The sequence below is a fragment of the Streptomyces sp. NPDC017529 genome, assembly GCF_044329785.1.
Classification (GTDB): domain Bacteria; phylum Actinomycetota; class Actinomycetes; order Streptomycetales; family Streptomycetaceae; genus Streptomyces.
Genome location: NZ_JBIRJY010000005.1, coordinates 604,179 through 625,213 on the forward strand (window position 1 = coordinate 604,179; position 21,035 = coordinate 625,213).

At 72.2% G+C, this 21,035-nt stretch carries 23 protein-coding genes and 1 pseudogene; 15 read left to right on the top strand and 9 right to left on the bottom strand.

Going from position 1 to position 21,035, the window contains the following annotated elements; genetic code table 11:
• Positions 1-5 precede the first annotated feature (5 nt).
• Both ACH4K4_RS16560 and ACH4K4_RS16565 read right to left on the bottom strand, forming a co-directional pair.
• A pseudogene (locus ACH4K4_RS16560) lies at positions 6-266 on the bottom strand (amino acid ABC transporter permease); the annotation flags it as partial.
• Positions 250-2,154, bottom strand: a complete 1,905-nt coding sequence (locus tag ACH4K4_RS16565; RefSeq protein WP_398167894.1) for an FAD/NAD(P)-binding protein — start codon at positions 2,152-2,154, stop codon at positions 250-252. The pseudogene ACH4K4_RS16560 and the gene ACH4K4_RS16565, both read right to left, overlap by 17 nt.
• Before the next feature lie 552 nt (positions 2,155-2,706).
• On the opposite strand from ACH4K4_RS16565, the gene ACH4K4_RS16570 reads away from it, so the two are divergent.
• Together ACH4K4_RS16570 and ACH4K4_RS16575 are read left to right on the top strand one after the other, a co-directional pair.
• Entirely contained in the window at positions 2,707-3,207 is a 501-nt protein-coding gene (locus ACH4K4_RS16570; RefSeq protein WP_398167895.1) for a GNAT family N-acetyltransferase, read from the top strand.
• A gap of 357 nt (positions 3,208-3,564) precedes the next feature.
• Positions 3,565-4,017, top strand: a complete 453-nt coding sequence (locus tag ACH4K4_RS16575; RefSeq protein ID WP_398167896.1) for a cell division protein SepF — start codon at positions 3,565-3,567, stop codon at positions 4,015-4,017.
• A 129-nt stretch (positions 4,018-4,146) separates the two neighbouring features.
• On the opposite strand, the gene ACH4K4_RS16580 is transcribed toward ACH4K4_RS16575, so the two are convergent.
• Both ACH4K4_RS16580 and ACH4K4_RS16585 read right to left on the bottom strand, forming a co-directional pair.
• The gene (locus ACH4K4_RS16580; RefSeq protein WP_398167898.1) at positions 4,147-5,343 is read right to left on the bottom strand and encodes an acyl-CoA dehydrogenase family protein; all 1,197 of its coding nucleotides are present in this window, start codon (positions 5,341-5,343) and stop codon (positions 4,147-4,149) included.
• Positions 5,344-5,466: 123 nt separating this feature from the next.
• On the bottom strand, positions 5,467-7,083 hold the full coding sequence (locus ACH4K4_RS16585; protein ID WP_398167899.1) for an MFS transporter: 1,617 nt from the start codon (positions 7,081-7,083) through the stop codon (positions 5,467-5,469).
• Between the two features lie 213 nt (positions 7,084-7,296).
• Here ACH4K4_RS16585 and ACH4K4_RS16590 point away from each other — a divergent pair, with 213 nt between their 5' ends.
• Positions 7,297-8,469, top strand: a complete 1,173-nt coding sequence (locus tag ACH4K4_RS16590) for a hypothetical protein (protein WP_398167901.1) — start codon at positions 7,297-7,299, stop codon at positions 8,467-8,469.
• Positions 8,470-8,733: 264 nt separating this feature from the next.
• A complete protein-coding gene (locus tag ACH4K4_RS16595) occupies positions 8,734-9,759 on the top strand; it encodes a phosphatase PAP2 family protein (RefSeq protein WP_398167902.1) in 1,026 nt (341 codons plus the stop codon).
• 129 nt (positions 9,760-9,888) lie between these two features.
• On the opposite strand, the gene ACH4K4_RS16600 is transcribed toward ACH4K4_RS16595, so the two are convergent.
• Complete coding sequence (locus ACH4K4_RS16600; RefSeq protein WP_398167903.1) at positions 9,889-10,104, bottom strand: I78 family peptidase inhibitor; 216 nt, start codon at positions 10,102-10,104, stop codon at positions 9,889-9,891.
• Positions 10,105-10,504: 400 nt separating this feature from the next.
• On the opposite strand from ACH4K4_RS16600, the gene ACH4K4_RS16605 reads away from it, so the two are divergent.
• The 11 genes from ACH4K4_RS16605 to ctaD all read left to right on the top strand — a co-directional run bounded on the left by ACH4K4_RS16605 (position 10,505) and on the right by ctaD (position 17,475).
• Positions 10,505-10,825 carry a gas vesicle protein gene (locus tag ACH4K4_RS16605; RefSeq protein ID WP_398167905.1) on the top strand — a complete coding sequence of 107 codons (321 nt, stop codon included), beginning with the start codon at positions 10,505-10,507 and terminating at the stop codon, positions 10,823-10,825.
• The gene (locus ACH4K4_RS16610) at positions 10,822-11,253 is read left to right on the top strand and encodes a gas vesicle structural protein GvpA (protein WP_398167906.1); all 432 of its coding nucleotides are present in this window, start codon (positions 10,822-10,824) and stop codon (positions 11,251-11,253) included. The genes ACH4K4_RS16605 and ACH4K4_RS16610 overlap by 4 nt, the downstream gene beginning before the upstream one ends.
• Positions 11,250-11,990, top strand: coding sequence for a GvpL/GvpF family gas vesicle protein (locus ACH4K4_RS16615; protein WP_398167907.1), 741 nt, complete (start codon positions 11,250-11,252; stop codon positions 11,988-11,990). The genes ACH4K4_RS16610 and ACH4K4_RS16615 overlap by 4 nt, the downstream gene beginning before the upstream one ends.
• 3 nt (positions 11,991-11,993) lie before the next feature.
• Positions 11,994-12,245: a gas vesicle protein GvpG gene (locus ACH4K4_RS16620; RefSeq protein ID WP_398167909.1), complete on the top strand. Its 252-nt coding sequence runs from the start codon at positions 11,994-11,996 to the stop codon at positions 12,243-12,245.
• A gap of 61 nt (positions 12,246-12,306) precedes the next feature.
• Positions 12,307-12,909 carry a DNA primase gene (locus ACH4K4_RS16625; protein WP_398167911.1) on the top strand — a complete coding sequence of 201 codons (603 nt, stop codon included), beginning with the start codon at positions 12,307-12,309 and terminating at the stop codon, positions 12,907-12,909.
• Positions 12,902-13,990 carry an SRPBCC family protein gene (locus ACH4K4_RS16630; RefSeq protein WP_398167912.1) on the top strand — a complete coding sequence of 363 codons (1,089 nt, stop codon included), beginning with the start codon at positions 12,902-12,904 and terminating at the stop codon, positions 13,988-13,990. The genes ACH4K4_RS16625 and ACH4K4_RS16630 overlap by 8 nt, the downstream gene beginning before the upstream one ends.
• Positions 13,987-14,310: a gas vesicle protein gene (locus ACH4K4_RS16635; protein WP_360136640.1), complete on the top strand. Its 324-nt coding sequence runs from the start codon at positions 13,987-13,989 to the stop codon at positions 14,308-14,310. The genes ACH4K4_RS16630 and ACH4K4_RS16635 overlap by 4 nt, the downstream gene beginning before the upstream one ends.
• Positions 14,307-15,122 (top strand): GvpL/GvpF family gas vesicle protein, encoded by an 816-nt coding sequence (locus tag ACH4K4_RS16640; RefSeq protein WP_398167914.1) that lies wholly within the window; start codon positions 14,307-14,309, stop codon positions 15,120-15,122. Before ACH4K4_RS16635 ends, ACH4K4_RS16640 begins: the two co-directional genes overlap by 4 nt.
• Positions 15,119-15,340 (top strand): gas vesicle protein, encoded by a 222-nt coding sequence (locus ACH4K4_RS16645; RefSeq protein ID WP_398167915.1) that lies wholly within the window; start codon positions 15,119-15,121, stop codon positions 15,338-15,340. Before ACH4K4_RS16640 ends, ACH4K4_RS16645 begins: the two co-directional genes overlap by 4 nt.
• Positions 15,341-15,368: 28 nt before the next feature.
• Positions 15,369-15,644, top strand: coding sequence for a gas vesicle protein K (locus ACH4K4_RS16650; RefSeq protein ID WP_030671485.1), 276 nt, complete (start codon positions 15,369-15,371; stop codon positions 15,642-15,644).
• A gap of 163 nt (positions 15,645-15,807) precedes the next feature.
• The gene (ctaD, locus tag ACH4K4_RS16655) at positions 15,808-17,475 is read left to right on the top strand and encodes a cytochrome c oxidase subunit I (RefSeq protein ID WP_398167917.1); all 1,668 of its coding nucleotides are present in this window, start codon (positions 15,808-15,810) and stop codon (positions 17,473-17,475) included.
• An 85-nt stretch (positions 17,476-17,560) separates the two neighbouring features.
• On the opposite strand, the gene ACH4K4_RS16660 is transcribed toward ctaD, so the two are convergent.
• The 4 genes from ACH4K4_RS16660 to ACH4K4_RS16675 all read right to left on the bottom strand — a co-directional run bounded on the left by ACH4K4_RS16660 (position 17,561) and on the right by ACH4K4_RS16675 (position 21,015).
• Positions 17,561-17,731, bottom strand: coding sequence for a hydrophobic protein (locus tag ACH4K4_RS16660; RefSeq protein WP_360136636.1), 171 nt, complete (start codon positions 17,729-17,731; stop codon positions 17,561-17,563).
• A gap of 67 nt (positions 17,732-17,798) precedes the next feature.
• Positions 17,799-18,746, bottom strand: a complete 948-nt coding sequence (locus tag ACH4K4_RS16665) for a hypothetical protein (protein ID WP_398167919.1) — start codon at positions 18,744-18,746, stop codon at positions 17,799-17,801.
• A gap of 411 nt (positions 18,747-19,157) precedes the next feature.
• Entirely contained in the window at positions 19,158-20,489 is a 1,332-nt protein-coding gene (locus tag ACH4K4_RS16670) for an ABC transporter substrate-binding protein (RefSeq protein ID WP_398167920.1), read from the bottom strand.
• Positions 20,467-21,015 carry a hypothetical protein gene (locus ACH4K4_RS16675; RefSeq protein ID WP_398167922.1) on the bottom strand — a complete coding sequence of 183 codons (549 nt, stop codon included), beginning with the start codon at positions 21,013-21,015 and terminating at the stop codon, positions 20,467-20,469. The genes ACH4K4_RS16670 and ACH4K4_RS16675 overlap by 23 nt, the downstream gene beginning before the upstream one ends.
• Between the last annotated feature and the right edge of the window lie 20 nt (positions 21,016-21,035).

A 21,035-nucleotide genomic window follows, 5' to 3' on the forward strand; every position in this document is an offset into this window, starting at 1 on the left:
GGCGTCGTGGTCCAGACGGCCCCGAGGATGGCCGGCGCGGTGAAGAACCGGGCGAACACCTCCCATTCCCAGGCCGGATTGGTGACCAGGCCGTGGTCGAACTGGACGACGAGCACCGCGGTGACCGCGACGGCGAGCCAGCGCCAGGGGCGGCGTACGGGAACGACCTTCAGCGCCGCGTCGTCGTCCGGCGCCGCGGCCTGCGGCGGGCCGGACCGCGGCGCGGGCGCTGCCTCGCCGAGGCTCGGATCACTGGTCAGGGGCATGGGAATCCTCGGGGGCGTGGGCGGGCACGGGCGGGGCGGGCGCGGCACAGCGGGCGGGCGCCGGTCCGGCACGCTCGCGCAGGAAGCGGAGCAGGGCGCGCGCCGTGGCGTCGTTCTGCCGGAAGGAGGGCGCGTTGGTACGGGGCCTGGCGAACGCCCCGGCGGAGCGGGCGTCGGTGTACGGGCCGAGCGCGAAGCGGCGCGGGTGCGGCCGCCCGGCGCGGTCCAGCACCCGGCTGTCGAGCGGGTCGACGGCGAGCAGGCCGGTGGCGGTCGAGGCGGCGCCGTCGTCGTACAGGGCGCGCAACAGGGTGTCCTTCGTCGCCGCCACGGTGGGCTCCGGAAGCCGCGCCTCCACCAGCGCGCGAGCCTCCACGAAGGCGCCCGGGACGCTGTCGCCGCCGGCCCGGAACACACCGCGTTCCGGATCCGCCGTAACGGTGGTGTTGGCGCCGAGGAAGCGCACCACACCGGCCCTGGACAGAGCGAGCAGCTGCCGCAGCCGCGGTCCCGGCGGCCCGGAGGCCAGGTAGCTGAAGAACCCGTGCCACCACGGGCCGTGGTCCCCGATCCGCACGAGTTGCCCGTAGACCGACAGCAGGGCGAGGAAGACCGCCAGGTCGGGGCTGTGCGCGGGGTCGTGCCTGCGGGCGAGGTCGGCCTCGATGTAGCCGCGCAGGCCGTCCTGGAGGGCGTCCGTGCCGGGGTAGCGGAGGCCGGCGAGGGGCCGGTCCAGGGCGTCCAGGTCGAGGCGGTCGGCGGGGTCGGGCACGGCGGCGGCGACCAGCGCCCGCAGTTCGGCGCTGAGCGGTTCGGCGGCCGCGTACTTCTCCTCGAAGGCGGTCCACTCGGCGCGGACCCGCTCCGGGTGTGCCGTGAACAGGCGGTAGTAGTGGGCGAAGCCCAGTTCCTTGTTGACGAGCGGCCAGACGTCGCGCCGGAAGTCGATGCGGCCGGGCCCGGCGAGCAGCTCGTCGACCTGTGCGGGCCCCAGGAAGCGGGGCAGCGGCGGCCGTTCGCCCTGCCATGTGTAGCCCAGCTTGGAGTGGTACGGGACGCCGCGCCGCGAGCCGACGTGGAGGACCGGCTCCTTCCCCGACGGCCGGTACACCGGTTCGCCGCCGGGCCCCGTCCCGTACGAGCCGCCGCGCCCCTCGGTCAGCAGGACCATCAGGTCGACGAAGGCCAGCCCGAAGCCGCGTACGATCACCGGTTCGCCGGGGGCCAGCCCGTCCAGGTCGGCATCGGCGGTGAAGTCGGCGGGCACGTACGCCAGTCGGTGCCGCTCCGCGAAGGCGGCCAGCGCCCGCTGGTCCGGCGGGAGCTGCGCGTCGAGGTGGCCCAGGGCGAGGACGACGAGGTCGGCGGCGAGCGGAGTGGGGCTGCCCTCCAGCCACACCTGCTGCCGGCCGTCGCGCGGGCCCGCGACGCGCACCGCCCGGCGGCGGTGCTCGTGCACGGTGACGCCCGGCGGCAGCGCGGCCACCGACTGCTCGTACACCCACTCCAGGTAGGCGCTCTGCACCTGCCGCCCGGCGAACGCCTGCGGCCCTAACTCGCTTATCTCTGCGGGCAGTTCGGGGTCGGTTCGGATCTCCCCCGACCAGACCCGGCCGGCCCATTCCGCGAGCGAGGGCCCGTTGCGTACCGGCCCCTCCTGCTCGACGGTCTCGTCGGTGAACATGGTGACGTCCTCCGCCGTCGAGTTCATCCACAGCAGCGGGGACTGGTCGCGGCGCCAGATACGGCCGCCGCCGGGCGGGTAGGGGTCGATCAGGTGCAGGTCCAGCGGCCCGCCGCCGTACAGCTCGGGGGCGTTGGCGGCGATGCGTTCGACCAGGCCGGTGCCGCGCGGACCCGCACCGACGATCACGACGGCGGGCCTCACCGGAGACCGGGCCCGAGCTGGTGCGGCGAAGAGGAGGAGGGGCGGAAGGTGCGCGGCGATGTCAAGGCGGGCGCCGCGTGGTTGTTGACAGACATGCGCGAAGGCTCCGTGGACGCAGTGATCCCACTGGGGAGTCGAGCGCCTTCACACACGCGGCACAGGGCCGTCACCGGCCACGCCCCTCAGCGCGGCCGATCCTTGAGGCTATGCGGCCAACACGCCCTGTTGTCAAGGCCGTCCGCACTGTGAGCCGTGGTCCACATCACGGTTGACGGGAAACCGGATGCCTGTTCCACTTAGCCGCATGTACTCATGGCAGCGGCTGGTCACCCGCGACCACATCGACTTCGGTCGAGTGTGGTCGTCGTCCTGTTGAGCTGACCCCCTGCCCCTCCCGGCCCCGCGATCGCCCGGCCGGGCTCCACGCGGCATCGCCTCCCCTCTTCCGCCGCGCCTTCACACACCCGCGCCCCGCCGGCGCCCCCTCCCCTCGCAGCACAGCACGGCTTCCCCGGTTCCTCCCGCACGCTTCAAGAAGGGCGCGGAGCACCCGTGACGACTTTCCACCCCGCCCCGCTCCCGGCGGAGCTCACCCTGCTCCACACCACCGTCACCGATCCCCTGGCTCGGCCCCTGCTCGAAGAGCTGACCCACGAATACAGCACGCGCTACCACAAACCGGTCAGCCTTGACGAGGAGTACCCGCCCGAGGCGTTCCAACCGCCCGGCGGCGCGTTCCTGCTGCTCCTGGAGCGCGGGTCACCCGTCGCCGGCGGCGCGTACCGCCGGTACGACGCGGGAACGGCCGAGCTGAAGAGGATCTGGACGCACTCCGCACACCGCCGCCGCGGGCTGGCCCGCCACGTCCTGCACACCCTGGAACGCGACGCCGCCGCCCACGGCTACCGCCGTATATACCTGACGACGGGCCCGCGCCAGCCGGAGGCCAAGCGGCTCTACCTCGCCGCCGGTTACCGGCCCCTCTTCGACCTGTCCGCCGATCCGGAGACGATCGGCCCGCTGCCCTTCGAGAAACACCTGGCCGTCACGTGACGAAGCGGGGCATTCCCTCCCCCCTTCGCGCCGGATTCACCCCACCCCGCCGGATTCACCCCAACCTGTGCACGACACGGAAGGGTCATCATCCGTACGAGGGCCGATCGAGATCCGGCCTGTTTGGGCACGAGAGGGATCGGGTACCGGTCCGGCACTGGACGTTCCAGCACTCAATGTGACAGCCTTCACACTGTCAGTTCCCGCGACTCTTCCCAGTTCTGACGCCATGCCACCCTCTTTGCACCAGATGTGTCACGAACCCCCCGTGCGGCGGCTATCCACTTGGCACAGCATCCGCATCATGGACGACGATAGAGGTGCGGGCACACAGACCGCGGGTGAGAGGAGGCGTCAATGGGATCGGTACGCAAGGCAAGCGCCTGGCTGGGCCTCGTCGACGACAACGACGACGAGCGCTACTACGACGACGACTACGCCGAGGGGTCCGAGGCCGGCAGCACCGGGAACAACCCCTGGGTGACCGACCCGCGCGTCCAGGTCACCGACGAGAGCGCCCAGGACCAGGGCACCCGCATCGCCACCGTCACCCCGGACGGCTTCGGGGACGCCCGCGGCATCGGCGAGCTGTTCCGCGAGGGCGTCCCGGTCATCGTCAACCTGACCGCGATGGAGTCCGCCGACGCCAAGCGCGTGGTGGACTTCGCGGCCGGGCTGACCTTCGGCCTGCGCGGCTCCATCGAGCGGGTGGCCACCCGGGTCTTCCTGCTGACCCCGGCCGACTACCGGGTCCTCAACGGCGAGCCCGGCCGCCGCCGCGGCGAAGGCGGCTTTTTCAACCAGAGCTGAGGGGGCACGGGGTATCTCGGCCGGGAGTCCGGGGGTTGCCCCCGGGAAACGCAGCAACCAGAGCTGAGGGGCCACGGGGTATCTCGGCCGGGAGTCCAGGGGTCGCCCCCGGGCCCCCGGCCTTTGCCTTTACCGGAACGCGTCGAGGCCGGTGAGCGCCTTGCCCAGCACGAGCTGGTGCATCTCGACGGTGCCCTCGTAGGTGAGCACCGACTCCAGGTTCGTGGCGTGCCGCATGACGGGGTACTCCAGCGAGATGCCGTTCGCGCCGAGGATCGTCCGCGCCGTACGGCAGATCTCGATCGCCTCCCGCACGTTGTTGAGCTTGCCGAAGCTGATCTGTTCCGGCCGCAGCCGTCCCGCGTCGAAGCGCCGCCCCAGGTGGTGGGCGAGCAGCACGCCCTTGTGCAGTTCCACGGCCATGTCGGCCAGCTTCGCCTGGGTGATCTGGAAGCCGCCGATGGGCCTGCCGAACTGTTCGCGTGTGCGGGCGTAGTCCAGCGCCGCGTCGAAGCTGGCGCGCGCGGCGCCCATCGAGCCCCACACGATCCCGTACCGGGCGTGGCTCAGGCAGCGCAGCGGGCCGCCCAGCCCGGTGGCGCCGGGCAGTACGGCGTCGGCGGGCAGCCGCACCTCGTCCAGGACCAGTTCGCTGGTGACCGAGGCGCGCAGGGACCACTTGTGCTTGATCTCGGGCGCGGTGAAGCCGGGGGCACCGGCCGGGACGAGGAAGCCGCGGATGCCGTCGTCGGTCTGCGCCCAGACGACGGCGACGCCGGCCACCGTCCCGTTGGTGATCCACATCTTGCGGCCGGTCAGCACCCAGTCGCCGCCGTCCCGCTTGGCGTACGTCCGCATGCTGCCCGGGTCCGAGCCGTGGTCCGGCTCGGTGAGGCCGAAGCAGCCGATGGTCTCGCCCGCGGCCATGCCCGGCAGCCAGCGCTGTTTCTGCTCCTCGGAGCCGAACCGCCAGATCGCGTACATGGCGAGCGAGCCCTGTACGGAGACCAGCGAGCGGATGCCGGAGTCGGCCGCCTCCAGCTCCAGGCAGGCCAGGCCGTACTGGACGTGCGAGGCGCCCGCGCAGCCGTAGCCGGTCAGCGTCATGCCGAGGGCGCCGAGGGAGCCCAGTTCGCGGGCGAGTTCCCGGATGCCGGGCAGTTCCCCGCGCTCGTACCAGTCGGCGATGTGCGGCAGGACCCGGTCGGCGGCCCACTGGCGGACGGTGGTGCGCACCGCCCGGTCCTCGTCGGTCAGCAGGTCGTCGAGGCCCAGCGGGTCGGCGGCGTCGAACGGCGGGAGCTGCGGGGACGGGGTTGCGGACATGGCGGGGCCTCCGGCGGTAGCTGCGCGCACGAAAACTAGCGGCGGTAGTTATCGCGTCCGACGGTACGGCGGGCCGCGGCGCGGCGGCAAGGGCCCCCGCCGCAGGTCACCCCCCGGCCCCGGTCACCTGCCCGAGTTCGCGGACGCCGGTGCCGTGTCGCAGCGCGCGTCGTCGTCGGTGCGGTCCCCCGCGTCCGCGGCCTTGCGCGGCAGCCGCAGCGCGATCGCCGCGCCGACCAGCAGCAACAGGGCGCTGGCGACGAGCGTGACGTGCAGCCCGTGCACGAAGGCGCCCTGCGCCACGTCCCGCAGTACGTCCTTGGCCGAGCCGCCGAGCGAGGAGGCGACCTTGTACGCCTCCCCCAGGGAGTGCGCCGCCGAGGCGGACGCCTGGGCGGGGACGCCGTCCACATGGGTCAGCCCCGGCGCGTACGCGGCGTTCATGACGCTGCCGAGGAGCGCGACGCCGATGCCGGCGCCGAGCTGGTAGGAGGTCTCGCCGATGGCCGCGGCGCCGCCCGCCTGCTCCGCCGGGGCCTCGCTGAGCATCGATTCGTAGGCGCCGAAGAGCGTGCTCTGGAAGCCGAAGCCGAGCAGCACGAAGCCGAGGACGAGCAGCCAGGGGCGGTCCGTCTCGTCCATCGCGGTCAGGCAGAGCACGGCGGCCGCGGTGAGCACGAAGCCCAGCGAGACCATCACCCGCGGCCCGACGGCCTGGAGGACCTTCGAGCCGGCCAGCCCGGCGGCCATCGCGGCGAAGACCAGCGGCAGCATCCGCAGGCCGGTCTCCAGGGGGCTCAGGCCCAGCACGAGCTGGAGGTACTGGACGGCTATCAGCTGGAGCCCGACGAGGGCGAGCATCGCCAGCACGATGCAGCCGACGGACGTGCCGAAGGCCGGGCGGGCGAACAGCCGCATGTCGATCAGCGGGTGCTCCCGCTTGCGCTGGCGCCGTACGAAGACGACGAGCAGCAGGGTGCCGACGAGGATGGAACCCAGCGTGGTCGGGCCGATCAGTGCCTCGCCGCTGCCCAGGCGCTTGACGCCGAGGACGACGCCGAGCACGCCGAGCGCCGCGACGACGGCGCCGACGGTGTCCCAGGGCCCGTTGCGCTCGCCGCGGGACTCCGGCAGCAGCCAGCGGCCTATCAGGGCCATGACCGCCATCATCGGGATGTTGATGAGGAAGACCGAGCCCCACCAGAAGTTCTCGACGAGGAAGCCGCCGAGGACCGGGCCGACGGCGGCGCCGACGGCGGCCACCGCGCTCCACACGCCGATCGCGACCGCCCGTTCGCGCCGGTCGGGGAAGACCTGGCGCAGGATCGACAGCGTCGCCGGCATGATCATCGCGCCGCCGATGCCGAGCAGCGCGCGGGCGATCATCAGCGTCTGCGGGTTGGGCGCCAGCGCGGCGGCGGCCGAGGCCGCGCCGAACAGGCCGTACCCCAGGAGCAGGATGCGGCGGCGGCCCACCCGGTCGCCGAGGGTGCCGAACAGGATGAGCAGCGACGCCGCGATCAGCGGGTAGATGTCCACGATCCACAGCAGTTCCACCGGCCCGGGGCGCAGGTCCTCGGTGACCGAGGGCACCGCCACGTACAGGATGGTGGTGTCCAGCGCGACGAACAGCAGGCTGACGCAGAGCACGACCAGAACGGTCCAGCGGCCTGCGCCGCCGCCTCCATGCCGGGGAACACCCGCCGTCCGCTCGCTGCCGGACGTGGTCGTCCCGGACATTCGCGTACCTCCTGTCATGCTCTCGCTGCCGCGGATCAGGGCGCGAAAAACGCCCCGGCGGAACCGGCGGCACGGGCGAGTTGAGACGTCAGACTACGCGAGTCGCGTGACGTGACGCGTGGCTCACCTCACGATGAGACGCGCATCGCAGGGCTTGGCGGTTCCCATACCCGCTGGCGGGCGCCGGACTCCGGCCACTGGATAATCGGCCTGATGAACGATCTTGCCACCACCGCAGCGGTACGGCGGCCGGCGCCGGGGCGCCGGGCGCCGGCCGCACTGCGCCGGGCGGCCCCGGCGCTGCTGGCGTTCGCCGCGATCCGGGTCCTGGGCGTCCTCGTGCTGGCCGCGTGGTCCGCCGCGCACGGCAAGGACTGGCACACGCTGCTCGCCGCCCGCTGGGACTCGCTCTGGTACACCCGCGTCGCGGAGCAGGGCTACGGCTACAGCGTCCAGCTGGCCAACGGGGACGTGCACTCGAATCTGGCCTTTTTCCCGCTGCTTCCGTGGCTGGAACGCGCGCTGTCCGCGCTGTCGCCGCTGTCGGCCGCGGACGCCGGGATGGTGGTGTCCTGGCTGGCGTCGCTCGCCGCCGCCTGGGCGCTGTACCTGGCCGGCGAGCGGCTGCACGGGCCGCGGGCCGGGGTCGCGCTCGCCGCGCTGTGGGCGGCGCTGCCGGTCGGGATCGTGCAGTCGATGGCGTATTCGGAGTCGCTGTTCACCGCGCTCGCGGCGTGGGGCGTGTACGGCGTGCTGACCGGGCGGTGGGTGTGCGCGGGCGTGCTGGCGTCGCTGGCGGGGCTGACCCGGCCGGTGGGGGCCGCGGTGGTGGCGGCCGTGTGGATCACCGCGGCGGTGACGCTGTGGCGGGACCGCGCGCCGGACGGCGGACCGCGCCCGGCCCGGCACCGGCGGATGCTGCTCGGCGTGCTGCTGGCGCCCCTGGGCTGGTGCGGGTACTTCCTGTGGGTGGGCGCCCGGGAGGGCAGTCTCACCGCGTACCTGGACATTCAGGGCGGCTGGGGCAACGGCTTCGACGGGGGCGCCGCCTTCGCCTCGTTCCTGTGGGACCTCGGGTTCCCGGCCGGTCTGGGGTTGCTGGCCGGTGTCGCGCTGGTGGTCTGGCTGTACGTACTGGGCGCGCGCCGCGGACAGCCGCTTCCGCTGCTCGTCTACAGCGGTGCCGTCCTGCTGCTGGCGCTGACCGCCAAGGGGTACTTCGGCTCCAAGCCGCGGCTGATGCTGCCGGCGTTTCCGCTGCTGCTGCCACTCGCCGCCGGGCTGGCGCGGTGGCGTCCGGCATGGGCCTGGACGGTGACGGGCCTGGCCGCCGCGGGCTCCGCGGTGTACGGGGCGGTCTGGCTGAACGGTTCGGGCCCGCCGTGAACGGAATATTCCGCTCCGAAACACCCGCCGAGGGAAACGGGCCGCGACAGCCGCACGAATCGGCGATAAACTCTTCCGGCGAATTTGGAAGGACCGGCTACGGACCGCTTCCGGCGGCCGCGGCGACCATTAGCCGGCCGTCGGCGAATTCCTTCCGAAAACCACTGACCAAAGTCCCGATTGAGACACATTGCACATCACATCGTCATTACAAAGCTCACAGTTTGACCAGGCACCGACATCACACGCGGTAACGTCGATTGAGTGCGTACCGATGACAAGCTCGACCAGATGGAGGAGCACCCGGCCGACCGCCCCCCACCACGCATGACCCGGACACGCTGGTGGCTGTTCGGGGGCACGCTGGCGGTGTACGTGGCGATCGTGGCCGGTGTGCTCGCCTCCACATGGCTGGTCACCTTCGACTGGCAGGCCATGCTCTTCAGGCCGTACAAGCAGTGGCCGGAGATCCACGCCTTCCTCGACTACTTCGTGGTCCTGGGCCAGCGCGGCCCCACCGCGGTCGCCGTGGCGGCCTGGCTGGGCTGGCGCTGCTGGCGGACGAAGAACCTCCACCCGCTGCTGGTGCTCGGCACCTCGCTGCTGCTGCTCAACATCACCGCGGGCGCCGCCAAGCTGGGCATGGGCCGGCTCGGCCCGCACTACGCGACCACCATCGGCGCCAACGAGATGTGGCTCGGCGGCGATATATTTCCTTCGGGCCACACCGCGAACGCCGTCGTCACCTGGGGCGTACTGGCCTACCTGGCGACCACGCCGCTGCGCCGCCGGGCACTGTCCGTGATCGCAGCGCTCGGCGCCCTCGGCGTCGGCATGACCACCGTCTACCTCGGTACCCACTGGGTCAGCGATGTGCTGCTGGGCTGGGCCGCCGGACTGCTCGTGCTGCTGGCGCTGCCCTGGTTCGAGCCCGCGATGGAGTGGGCCGACGCCCGGCTGACGGCCCTGTGGCTGCGGCTGCGGGCCGGCCGCCTGCTCACCCCCGTACCCGCGCCGGCGAACGCCCACGCCGGACTGTCCGCGCAGCGGCCCGCACCCGAGGACGAGGTCCTGGTGCCGGAGGCGGTGGTCGCCGGCACCAACCGCTCCGGCGGTGCCGCCCGCACCCCGGAGGGCCGCCCGCACCACCCGCCGCGGCCGCACACGGCCCGCTCGGAGCGCACCCCGGTCACCCCGACCGGCAGCCGCCGGCCGCCGCACGCCGACCGCGCGCCGCGCACCGGGCCGCTGGCCCCGGCCCCGGCCCGCGGGCGCACCGGGGGCAGCTGACCTCCGGCCCGGCATGCGGGGACGGTACGCACAGCCTTCTCCCCGCGGCGGACGGCCCCGGCGCTCCACCAGGAGCGGCCGGGGCCGTCTGCTGCGCTCCGCGCTCACGGGCCGTCACACGGCCGCGGATCAGCCCTTCCAGGTGCGGGTCACGACGCCGTCCTCGACCTCGAAGTTCAGCCGGCCCCCCAGGTACTCCATGGTGATGATCGTGCCCGGGGCGAGGGAGCGGACCGTGGTCCAGCCGCGTGCGCGGGCGCGTTCCTCGGCCGCCTCCTGAGCCAGCCCGACATAGGTCTCGGGGTCGTCGTCGGGTTCGTACGGGGACTTCGGTACCGGTGCCATGGCAGCCACCGTAGGCGTACCGGGAAGGCGGTGGAAGGGCCGGGATGCCACACTGCGGTACCCGTCCGGTCCGCCATTGGTCACACTTCTGTCACAGCGCGGCGGTACGTGTTTGCCGTAACTCCCTTCACCCGTACGAGCCCGCCACTGCCCCAACCGGGTGGGAATCCAGGTCGGCTGAATTTCCCCTTGATCGGGGCCCTCCGGAGGCCGCCGGGCGGGCGCGAGGCGGCCGGTAATCAATTCACCGTCAGCAGCCAATTCCGTACACCGAATTGCCGGTATTCGACGCCGGGGAATTGGCCGACGGCACGCCGTCCGCGCATATTTCGCACGCATCGGGCCCGGTCGGCGGGTTTGAGCGCCCCGCCGCGCGGTACTCGCTGTTGCCGAGGAGCCCATGGGAGACAACACAGCGAACACACCGGACAGAAGCAGCAACCACCGAGCGGCGTCCGCCGGCCCCAGTGCACCCGAACTCCTGCGTTCGGCCCGGGAACAGCTCGCCGAGCTGACCGGTCTGAACCCCGAGACGGTGTCCCGGTTCGAGAAGACCGAGGACGGCTGGGTCCTGGAGACCGAGGTGCTGGAGCTCGCCCGGGTGCCCGAGACGATGAGCCTCATGGCGTTGTACGAGGTGACTCTCGACCCCGACGGCATGCTCACGGGCTACCGGCGCGTCAGCCGCTACGAGCGCGCGAGAGGAAGACCACAGACATGACCGTTGTCCCGGCACAACAGCAGTCCGGGGGCGGGGGCGGCACCAGTGGCCTCTACGACGTACTGGAGCTGATCCTCGACCGCGGCCTGGTGATCGACGCGTTCGTCCGCGTCTCACTGGTCGGCATCGAGATCCTGAAGATCGACGTCCGGGTCGTGGTGGCCAGCGTCGACACCTACCTGCGCTTCGCCGAGGCCTGCAACCGCCTGGACCTGGAGACCGGCGCCAACAAGAGCCCCGGCCTGCCCGACGTCGTCGGCCAGGTCACCGAGTCCGGCGCCAAGGGCAAGTCCAAGGGCGCCCTGTCGGGCGCGGCCGAGACCTTCGCCGACGCGATCGGACAGGGGCGGGACAAGGCAGAGAGCGAGGGCGAGCCGCAGCGCCGGCCCCGGCGCGCCGCCTCCCGTAAGAAGGAGGAGAACGAGTGAGCACGTACGTCTACGGCATCGCCCGCGCCGACCACCCGGCGCCCGAGCACGAGCTGCTGGGCATCGGCGACCCGCCGCGCCCGGTCCGCGTCGTCCGCGAGGGCGAGCTGGCGGCGGTCGTCAGCGACTGCCCCGACAAGCTCCGGCCCAAGCGCCGTGACCTGCTCGCCCACCAGCACGTGCTGACCGAGGCCGGCGCGGTCGGCGCGGTGCTGCCGCTGCGTTTCGGCTCGCTGTCGGACAGCGACGAGGCGGTCCACGAGGTGCTGGCCGAGCACGCCGAGCACTACAAGGCGCAGCTGGACGACCTCAACGGGCGGGTCGAGTACAACGTGAAGGCGGCCCACCGCGAGGAGGAGGTCCTGCGCCGGGTGCTCACCGAGGAGCCCGAGATCCGGGCCCTCAACGAGGCCAACCAGGCATCCGGCGGCGGCGCGTACCAGGAGAAGCTGCGCCTCGGCGAGCTGGTCGCCAACGCCGTGCGGGCCCGCGAGGTCGCCGACGCGCACACCGTCGAGACGGCGCTCACGCCCAGGTCGGAACAGTCCTGCCCCGGGCCCGAGGGCTCCGGCTGGCTGGTCAACCTGTCCTTCTTGATGCGGCGCGAGGACGCGGCCGCGTTCCTGGAGGCCGCCGACCGGCTCGGCACCGAGAACCCGCACCTGGAGCTGCTCGTCAACGGGCCGCTGCCGCCGTACAGCTTCGTGCGCCCCCTGCAGTCCGCCGCCGCGGAGTGACCGGTGGGCCTGATCAAGGAACTGCTGCTGCTTCCGGCCGCTCCCGTGCGCGGGACCGGCTGGGTGCTGCGGCAGGTCCTCACCGAGGCCGAGCGGCAGTACTACGACCCGGCCGCGGTCCAGCGGGAACTGCGGGAGCTGGCGGACCAGCTGGACGCCGGGCGGATCGACGAGGCGGAGTTCGACCGGCGCGAGGACGAACTGCTGGACCGGCTGGAGGAACTGCGGCAGCGGCAGCAGCAGTCCGGGGCGTAACCGCCGCCCGGCCCGCCGGGCCCGTGTCAACCACCGCACAGACATTGAGGAGATCCCCGATATGAAGAACCGGCCGGCACTGGTGCTGGCCGTCGCCGGAGGCTATCTGCTCGGCCGTACGAAAAAGGCCAAGCTCGCCATCGGTATCGGCAGCATGGTCCTGGGCAAGCGCCTGAACCTCAGCCCGCAGCAACTCCTCTCTCTGGTCAACGACCAGATAGCCGCGAATCCGCAGCTCAAGGAGTTGCGCGAGCAGTTGCGCGGCGACCTCAAGGGCGTGGGCAAGGCGGCGACCGGCGCGCTGGTCACCAAGCGCCTCGACTCCCTGGCGGACAGCCTGCACAAACGGACGCTGAACGTGCGCGACCAGCTGGACGCGGGTGCGTCCGGGCGCGGCGGCAAGGAGGCGGAGGAGGAGCCCTCGGAGTCCTCGGGAGACGGGCGGGGCGCCGCCAAGAAGCAGAGCGCGCGCTCGAAGGCATCCGCCAAGTCCAGCGCCAAGTCCGGCGCCGAATCCGGCACCGGGGACGCGCGGGAACGGCGCAAGCGGCCCGCCAAGCAGGCGTCCGCCGCCCCGAAGAAGACCGCCGCGAAGAGCGCCTCGGCAGCGAAGAAGACGGCCCGCGCCACCGCGCGCCGGACGGGCGGTGAGGACCGTGGCTGACTCGAAGTCCGGCGGTCCCGTGGCCGCCGTCAAGGAGAGCGTGGCGGGCAACCCGGCCGTCGACCGCCTCAAGGAGGAGGCCGCCTCGTTCGCCGCGGCCCAGGCACAGCGCCTGCTGGTCGCCACCGGGAAGCGGCTCGGCGAGGCCACCACCCGGCTCACGGACGTGGCCGAGGGCCGCAGCGAAGGGCTGGTGGGCCCGGTCATCAAGGACACGCTCAAGGGCGCGGTCAAGGACACCGCCAAGAACACCGTCAAGGGCGCCTTCGGGAAGCTCACCGGCAAGCGCAAGGGCGGCGGCGGCCAGGGCAAGTACGTGACGATCAGCGAGGACGTCGACGTGGGCGTGCCGGTCCGCGAGGCGTACAACCAGTGGACGCAGTTCCAGGAGTTCAGCACCTTCACCAAGGGGGTGCAGGGGGTGGAGTCCGCGGACGACACCGACTCCAACTGGCGCGCCAAGGTCTTCTGGTCGACCCGCAGCTGGAAGGCGCACACCACCGAACAGGTCCCCGACGAGCGGATCGCGTGGACCTCCGAGGGCGCCAAGGGCACCCTCAAGGGCGTGGTCACCTTCCACGAGCTGGCCGCGAACCTCACCCGGGTGCTGCTCGTCATCGAGTACTACCCGAAGGGCCTGTTCGAGAAGACCGGCAACATCTGGCGTGCGCAGGGCCGCCGCGCGCGGCTCGACCTCAAGCACTTCCGCCGCTTCGTGATGATGCGCGGCGAGGCGACCGGCGAGTGGCGCGGCGAGATCCGCGACGGCGAGGTCGTCGTCGGCCACGACGAGGCCGTCGAACGCGAGGAGCGGGAGGAGTCCGGGGAGCGGCGCGGCACCGAAGGCGCCGACGAGGAGCCGGACGCCGAGGACGCGTACGAGGACGAGGAAGCGGACGAGGAAGCGGAAGACGAAGAGGCCGGTTCCGACGCCGACGGCGCGTACGACGACGAGGACGAAGCCGCGGACGAGGACGACGACGAGGCCACGGACGAGGACGAGGCCGCTGACGACTACGAGGAGGAGCCGGCGGACGAGGAGGACGCCGAGTACGAGCCGGAGCCGGAGCCGGCCCGATGAGTTCCCAGGTTCCCTCCCCCTACGGCTCCTCCAACGGCGGCGCCAACCTCGCCGACATCCTCGAACGCGTCCTGGACAAGGGCGTGGTGATCGCCGGTGACATCCGCATCAACCTGCTCGACATCGAACTGCTCACGATCAAGCTCCGGTTGATCGTGGCCTCGGTCGAGCGGGCGGAGGAGATGGGCATCGACTGGTGGCGCGACGACCCGTCGCTGTCCTCCGGTGCCCGGCGCCGCGAACTGGCCAGGGAGAACGAGCGGCTGCGCGAGCGGATCGCCGCCCTGGAGGAGCAGGAGCCGCGAGAGGAGATCAATTGAGTACCCAAGGCGACGAGTTGCTGTACACCTACGCCGTCGCCCGGGCCGGCAGCCGGCCGCAGGACGGGCTGCTCGGCGTCGCGGACGCCCCCGTGGAGACCGTCACGGAGGGCGCCCTCGCCGCCCTGGTCTCCCGGGTGCCCGCCGCCGACTTCGAGGAGGAGGCGCTGCGCGCGCACCTGGAGGACATGGCGTGGCTGGAGCGCACCGCCCGCGCGCACCGCAGTGTGGTGGACACCGCCGCCGCGCACTTCTGCGTGCTGCCGCTGCGCCTGGTGACCGTGCACCGTGACGAGCGCGGTGTCCGGCAGGTGCTCGCGCAGCGCGCCGAGGAGTTCCTGAGCACGCTGGTGAGCCTGGAAGGCCGGGTGGAGTGGGGCGTGAAGGCGTACGTCGACGACGCCGGCACCGCCAAGCCGGCCGTGCCCGCGAACGGCTCCGCCCGCCAGGCGCCGGCCGACGGCTCGGGCCGTGACTTCCTGCGCCGGCGGCTCGCCCACCGGCAGGCCCGGGAGCAGTCCCAGCGGCGCGCCGACGAGCTGGCCCGCGCCGCCCACGAGGCGCTGGAGGAGTTCGCGGAGCGCAGCCGGCTGCACCGCCCGCAGGACGCCCGGCTGTCCGGGGTCAGCGGACGCAACGTGCTCAACGGCGCCTACCTGATCCCGCGCGAGCAGGCGGGGGCGTTCGCGGGGCTGGTCGGCGAGCTGGCCGACCGCAGTCCCGGCGTGCGGATCGAGCTGACCGGGCCGTGGGCCCCCTACTCCTTCGCGCAGCCACCGCAGCCCACCGCCGCGGACGGAGGCGCCGTATGACCTACCCGGCGGCAGGACCGGTCTCGGACAATCCCCTGGCCGAACGGCAGATCGCCCTCGTCGACCTGCTGGACCGGCTGCTGGCTGGCGGCGCGGTCATCGCGGGCGACCTCACCCTGCGGATCGCGGAGGTGGATCTCGTACGGATCGACCTGCGGGCGCTGATCAGCTCGGTGAACGCCAACATTCCCTCGCCCTTCGAGGAGCCGGGGTCGTGACATCGGAGAACTGCGAGGAGGTGGCGGGATGACCCGGCGCGTCGAGCTGGACGAGGACACCGTGGAGCGGGACCTGGTGCGGCTGGTGCTGACCGTGGTGGAGCTGCTGCACCAGCTCATGGAGCGGCAGGCGCTGCGCCGCGTCGACCAGGGCGATCTGTCCGAGGACCAGGAGGAGCGGATCGGCCTGACGCTGATGCTGCTGGAGCGCCGGATGGGCGAGCTGTGCGAGCGGTACGGCATCGGGAAGGACGAACTCAATCTCGACCTGGGGCCGTTGGGCCCGCTGCTGCCCCGGGAGTGAACACCGCGGCGCACCCCGCGGGGTGCCGCAATGATCCGGCCGGGCTGCGCACGCCCTCTCGCGTGATGCGGGCCGGGCGGCCATCATGGCGTGAGCCCGAGCACGTCCCTTACCGGTGAGCCGGCGGCCCACCGGTGGTTTCTTGGTGAACGAGGTGGCGCAGATGGGTACGGAGACCGTGGAGGCGAGCCCGGGGCCGGTGCGGGCGCGGCGGCCCGGCGCGGTGGTGGTGGACTGGCTGACGACCACCGACCACAAGAAGATCGGCCATCTCTATCTGGTCACCGCCTTCGGCTTCTTCCTGGTCGGCGGCCTGCTGGCGCTGCTGATGCGGGCGGAGCTGGCCCGCCCCGGGTTACAGATCATGACGAACGAGGAGTTCAACCAGGCGTTCACGATGCACGGCACGATCATGCTGCTGCTGTTCGCCACCCCGGCCTTCGCGGGTTTCGCCAACGAGATCATGCCGCTGCAGATCGGCTCGCCCGACGTGGCCTTCCCGCGGCTGAACATGCTCTCGTACTGGCTGTTCCTCTTCGGCGGCCTGATCGTGCTGGGCAGTCTGCTGGTGTCGACGGGCGGCGCGGCGTTCGGCTGGACCGCGTACGCGCCGCTCAGCTCGATGGTCCGCTCCCCCGGCATCGGCGCCGACATGTGGATCATGGGGCTGGCGCTCTCCGGCTTCGGCACCATCCTCGGCTCGGTCAACTTCCTCACCACCATCATCGGGATGCGCGCGCCGGGCATGACGATGTTCCGGATGCCGGTCTTCACCTGGAACGTGCTGTTCACCTCGATCCTCGTGCTGCTCGCCTTCCCGGTGCTGGCGGCCTCGCTGCTGGTGCTGGAGGCGGACCGGCGCTTCGGCTCGGTGGTCTTCGAGGGGCAGTGGGGCGGGTCGCTGCTGTGGCAGCACCTGTTCTGGTTCTTCGGGCACCCCGAGGTCTACATCATCGCGCTGCCGTTCTTCGGCATCATCACGGAGGTCATCCCGGTCTTCTCCCGCAAGCCGATCTTCGGATACGTGATGCTGATCGGCGCGACGATGGCGATCACCGGGCTGTCGGTGGTGGTGTGGGCGCACCACATGTTCGCGACGGGGGCGGTGCTGCTGCCGTTCTTCTCGTTCATGTCGTTCCTGATCGCGGTGCCGACGGGCGTGAAGTTCTTCAACTGGATCGGCACGATGTGGCACGGCTCGCTGTCCTTCGAGACGCCCATGCTGTGGGCCGTCGGATTCCTGGTGAGCTTCCTGTTCGGCGGGCTGACGGGCGTGATCCTGGCCTCGCCGCCGCTGGACTTCCACGTCACCGACACGTACTTCGTCGTCGCCCACTTCCACTACGTCGTCTTCGGCACGGTCGTCTTCGCGATGTTCGCCGGCTTCTACTTCTGGTGGCCGAAGTTCACCGGCAAGATGCTCGACGAACGGCTCGGCAAGCTGCACTTCTGGACGCTCTTCACCGGCTTCCACACCACGTTCCTCGTGCAGCACTGGCTGGGGGTGGAAGGCATGCCGCGGCGGATCCCCGACTACCTGGCGGCGGACGGCTTCACCACGCTGAACACGCTGTCGTCCATCGGCGCCTTCCTGCTCGGCCTGTCCACGCTGCCGTTCCTCTACAACGTCTGGAAGACGGCGAAGTACGGCACGAAGGTCGAGGTGGAGGACCCCTGGGGCTACGGCCGTTCCCTGGAGTGGGCGACCTCCTGCCCCCCGCCGCGCCACAACTTCCTGACCATCCCCCGCATCCGCTCGGAGTCACCCGCCTTCGACCTGCACCACCCCGAGATCGTGCGGACCGAACCGCCGGTCGACCGCGCCCGGTGAGTGCTCGGTGGTAAGTCGACGGCCCCCGGCGGTGCCGGGGGCCGTGTGCCTGCGGAGGGAAGAGCGGACCGCTACGGTCCGCGGTCTACCACCTGTACCAGCGGGTACGGCCGCCTCCCGCGCTCGTGGAGCGGAACAGGAATCCGAGCAGCCATACGACGAGCACCGCGACGGCGATCCACCACAGTGCCTTGAGCGCAAACCCCGCGCCGAAGAGGATCAGCGCGAGAAGCAGGACCAAGAGAACAGGAACCATGTGTTTCGCACCTCCGCTGCTCCGAGTGCCCCGGGTGCGCGGTGTTATGCGCCGTACGGCGGTACGGTCACCGGCCGGCCGTTTCCGTGTCCGGCGGGCCGTCCGTGACCCGGATCGTCAGGTCGTTGTCGGACGTGTAGTACGGGCCGATGCGCAGCCGGCCCGCCACGCAGCCGACGGGCAGCGCCGGATAGACGAAGACCTCCTCCTTCTCCGGCACGTCGTCGAGCAGCCGGGCGATACGGACCGGCTCGGCGCCCTCGTCCGCGCGCAGCCACAGCTCCCAGTGCTCGCCGCCCCGCTCCCAGCGTTCGGCCAGCTGCGTGTAGGGCAGCGTGAAGGAGAAGCCGGGGCCCTCGCCGGTGAGCGGGACGGTGATGGCCGGGCCCGCCGTCGCGCCGGGCACGGCCGTACCGTCCGCTTCCGGCGCGCCGCGGCGGAGCCGGGCCTCGGCGCGGGCGCCCGGCCCGAGCGCGGCGCCGTACAGCCGGCCGACCACGGTCATGCCGCCGGCGTCGACGAGGATGTCACCGGCCTCGGCGTGCGGTCCGCGCAGCCAGCTGCGCAGCGCGAGACGGCCGGAGCCGGTCGTGTACGGGATGCGCACGCCGAGCCGCCCGATGCCGGCCAGCGGCCGGCGGTCCACCAGTGAGCGCAGGTCGTGGACGCCGGGCAGCAGCCGCTGCGGCTCCCGGCCGTCGCCGAGGTCGGCGTAGGCGTTCCAGCGGCCCTCGGGGAGGGCGACGGTGCTGGGCAGCACGGCGCGCAGCCGTCCGGTCCCGTTCGGGCCGAGCGGCAGCCGGGTCTCCTCGCCGCCGTCGCGCGGGCGCAGCACGAGCGCCGCGCTCCAGACCGTGCTGCTGCCCCGCGGGGCGGTGATGTCGAAGGTGAGCCCGCCGGCGGAGTCGGCTATGCAGTCCGCGCGCAGCGGCTGCGCGGCTCCGTCCGCCGGGCGGCTGCCGGGGTCGGCGGCCGTCCCGGCGCCCGTCGCGGGCAGTTGCGTCGACGCGTTCATACCGTCCGCACCCCTCTCACAGCGGCTCGCGCCGCGTCCTTGGTTGCGTACGCCCCGCGCCCCGGGGCCGGGTTGTACGTCGTCCGGGTCGTCTCCCCCATGCCGCGGACATGCGTCAGGAATGAGATGTGCATCCGTTCCGGTATCCCGTCCCCGTGTTCCTTGGCCGCCCCGCGGACGCGTTCGGTCGTCCGTCTGCTGAACGGTTAGACCTCGGGCCGTGGTTCCGGGTTGAGGCGTTTGGCCAACTTGTTCCGAAAGAGTTAGGACATCGGTAGCAACATCGCGGAACTTTCCCGGATCTTTGTTCGTCAGTTCCGTTCCGTGCTGTATCGCCACAAGCTATGCCGCCCCGGGCCCTCCCGTCACGAGGCGTGCGGCCACCGGCTCGGCCGCCCGGCACGCGGCGCCTCACGGCCGGTACGGAAGCTGCGGCACGGTGAAACAGTTGGTGTCCATGGTGCCCTGGGTGACCCAGCCGCCCTTGCCGCCGCGCGCCTCGTCCCGCCAGCGGGCGACCGACAGGCAGGTGCGGTCGGTGGCGGGCGGCTCGGCACGCGGCCGGTACGAGGCCGGGAGCAGCAGGCCACGGGCGGTGTACGGCGCGCCCTGGCCGACGAAGCGCTCCACGCACGCGCGCGTGAGCCGGTCCCCGCAGGAGCGCGCGGCGTCGGTGAACCACATCGCCGCCGCCCAGCCCTCCAGCTGCCACTGGGACAGCGGCCCGTCCCCGGCGTGCCGGGCCATCCCCGCCCGGAACTCCCGTACCGCCGCGCCGCCCGGACCGCTGCCCGGATCGTCGTAGTTGCGGCTGGCCCCGGTGGCCCACAGGGCGTTGCGGCAGCCCGGCGAGTCCTTGTAGTCCTCGGCGACCGTGTCCGACCAGTTCTGGACGTTCGTGACCTTCGCGGTCGGCCGGACCCCCGCCGCGTCCATCGCCTCGCACAGCTGCGCGTTGCCGTGCGTGTCCATCGCGTCGAAGACCAGGTCGGCGCCCCGGTCGCGCAGCCCCGCCGCGACCGCGGGGAAGTTGGGCAGCGCGAAGTCGACCTGCTCGGTGGTCACGTCGTACCCCTCGGCCTCCAGGCCGCGCACGATCAGCCGGGCGTACGCGGCGGACGCCGCCTGGTTGTAGGAGACGACGGCGGCGCTGCGGGCCCGCTGGGCGCGCTTGAAGTAGCGGTAGACCTCCGTGCCGCCGTACAGCTTCCCGCCCCAGCCCGGTGCCTTGCCGTCCCGCGGCGCCTGGCTGCCGTAGATCCCGTAGAGGTGCGGATACGTGTCGTACGCGGCGCCGACCGGCTGTCCCCCGATGTCGGGGACGCCGGCGGCGGAGACCCTGGGCGCCCCCGCGTAGTCCAGTGCGGTGGTCGCGACCAGCGCGAAGACCTTGTCCTCGGTGAGGAGTTTGCGCACGCACGCGTCGTTGCCGACGCCGCTGCCCCCGTCGTCGCAGGTGACGGCCCGCACCGGCCGGCCGTTGACGCCGCCCTCGGCGTTGACCGCCGCGAAGTACGCCAGCGCGCCGTCCCGCGGCCCGGTGAACGCCTCGCCGCCCACCGGGCTCGTCGTACTGGTGATGACGCCGACGACGATCGGCTCGCGCCCGGAGCCCGTGGCGGGCGCGGTCCCGCGGTGTTCGAAGTCGCTCTCCGGGAGCCTGCTGCCGCAGGCCGACGTCAGCGCGAGCAGCAGCGCTGCCACCGCGCCACCGGCCGCCTCAGCAGCCCGGCGCGTCCACATTCCCGCTCATGCCCACCAGCGCGCACAGGGTCTTGAGGGACACCTTCCACGTCTTGTCCTGGTAGACCGAGACCCCCTTGGCGTTCGGCAGCGCGGTGGCGCTCTTGAGGCTGAGGCTGTACGTCACGTCCGCCTCCGTCGCGGAGGTGAACCGCACGGCGGTCACCTCCGCCGAGACCTGCTTGCCGCGCTGGTCCCCGTTGAACGCCTCCAGCAGCAGCTGGAGGTCCTCGCCGTTCTGCAGGTACTTGGCCTTCTCGGCGTTGGAGAGCTTCGGATCGAAGAACTTCCGCCAGTTCTCCTTGATCTGCCGCTCGGCGGCGGCCGGATCGGACGGAACGCCGCCGGACGACGCGGCTCCGCTCGCCGGCGGACTCGTACCGCCGCCCGGGGACGACGCGGCGCCGCCGGGCGCCGACTGCCCGCCGTCGTCGGCGTCACCGCACCCCGCGGCGCCTGCCGCCACCAGTAACACCGCCGCCACCAGCGCCGGAACCCGCCGCGCTGACCTTACGCGGACTGCCATCCACACCACCGCCTGTCGTC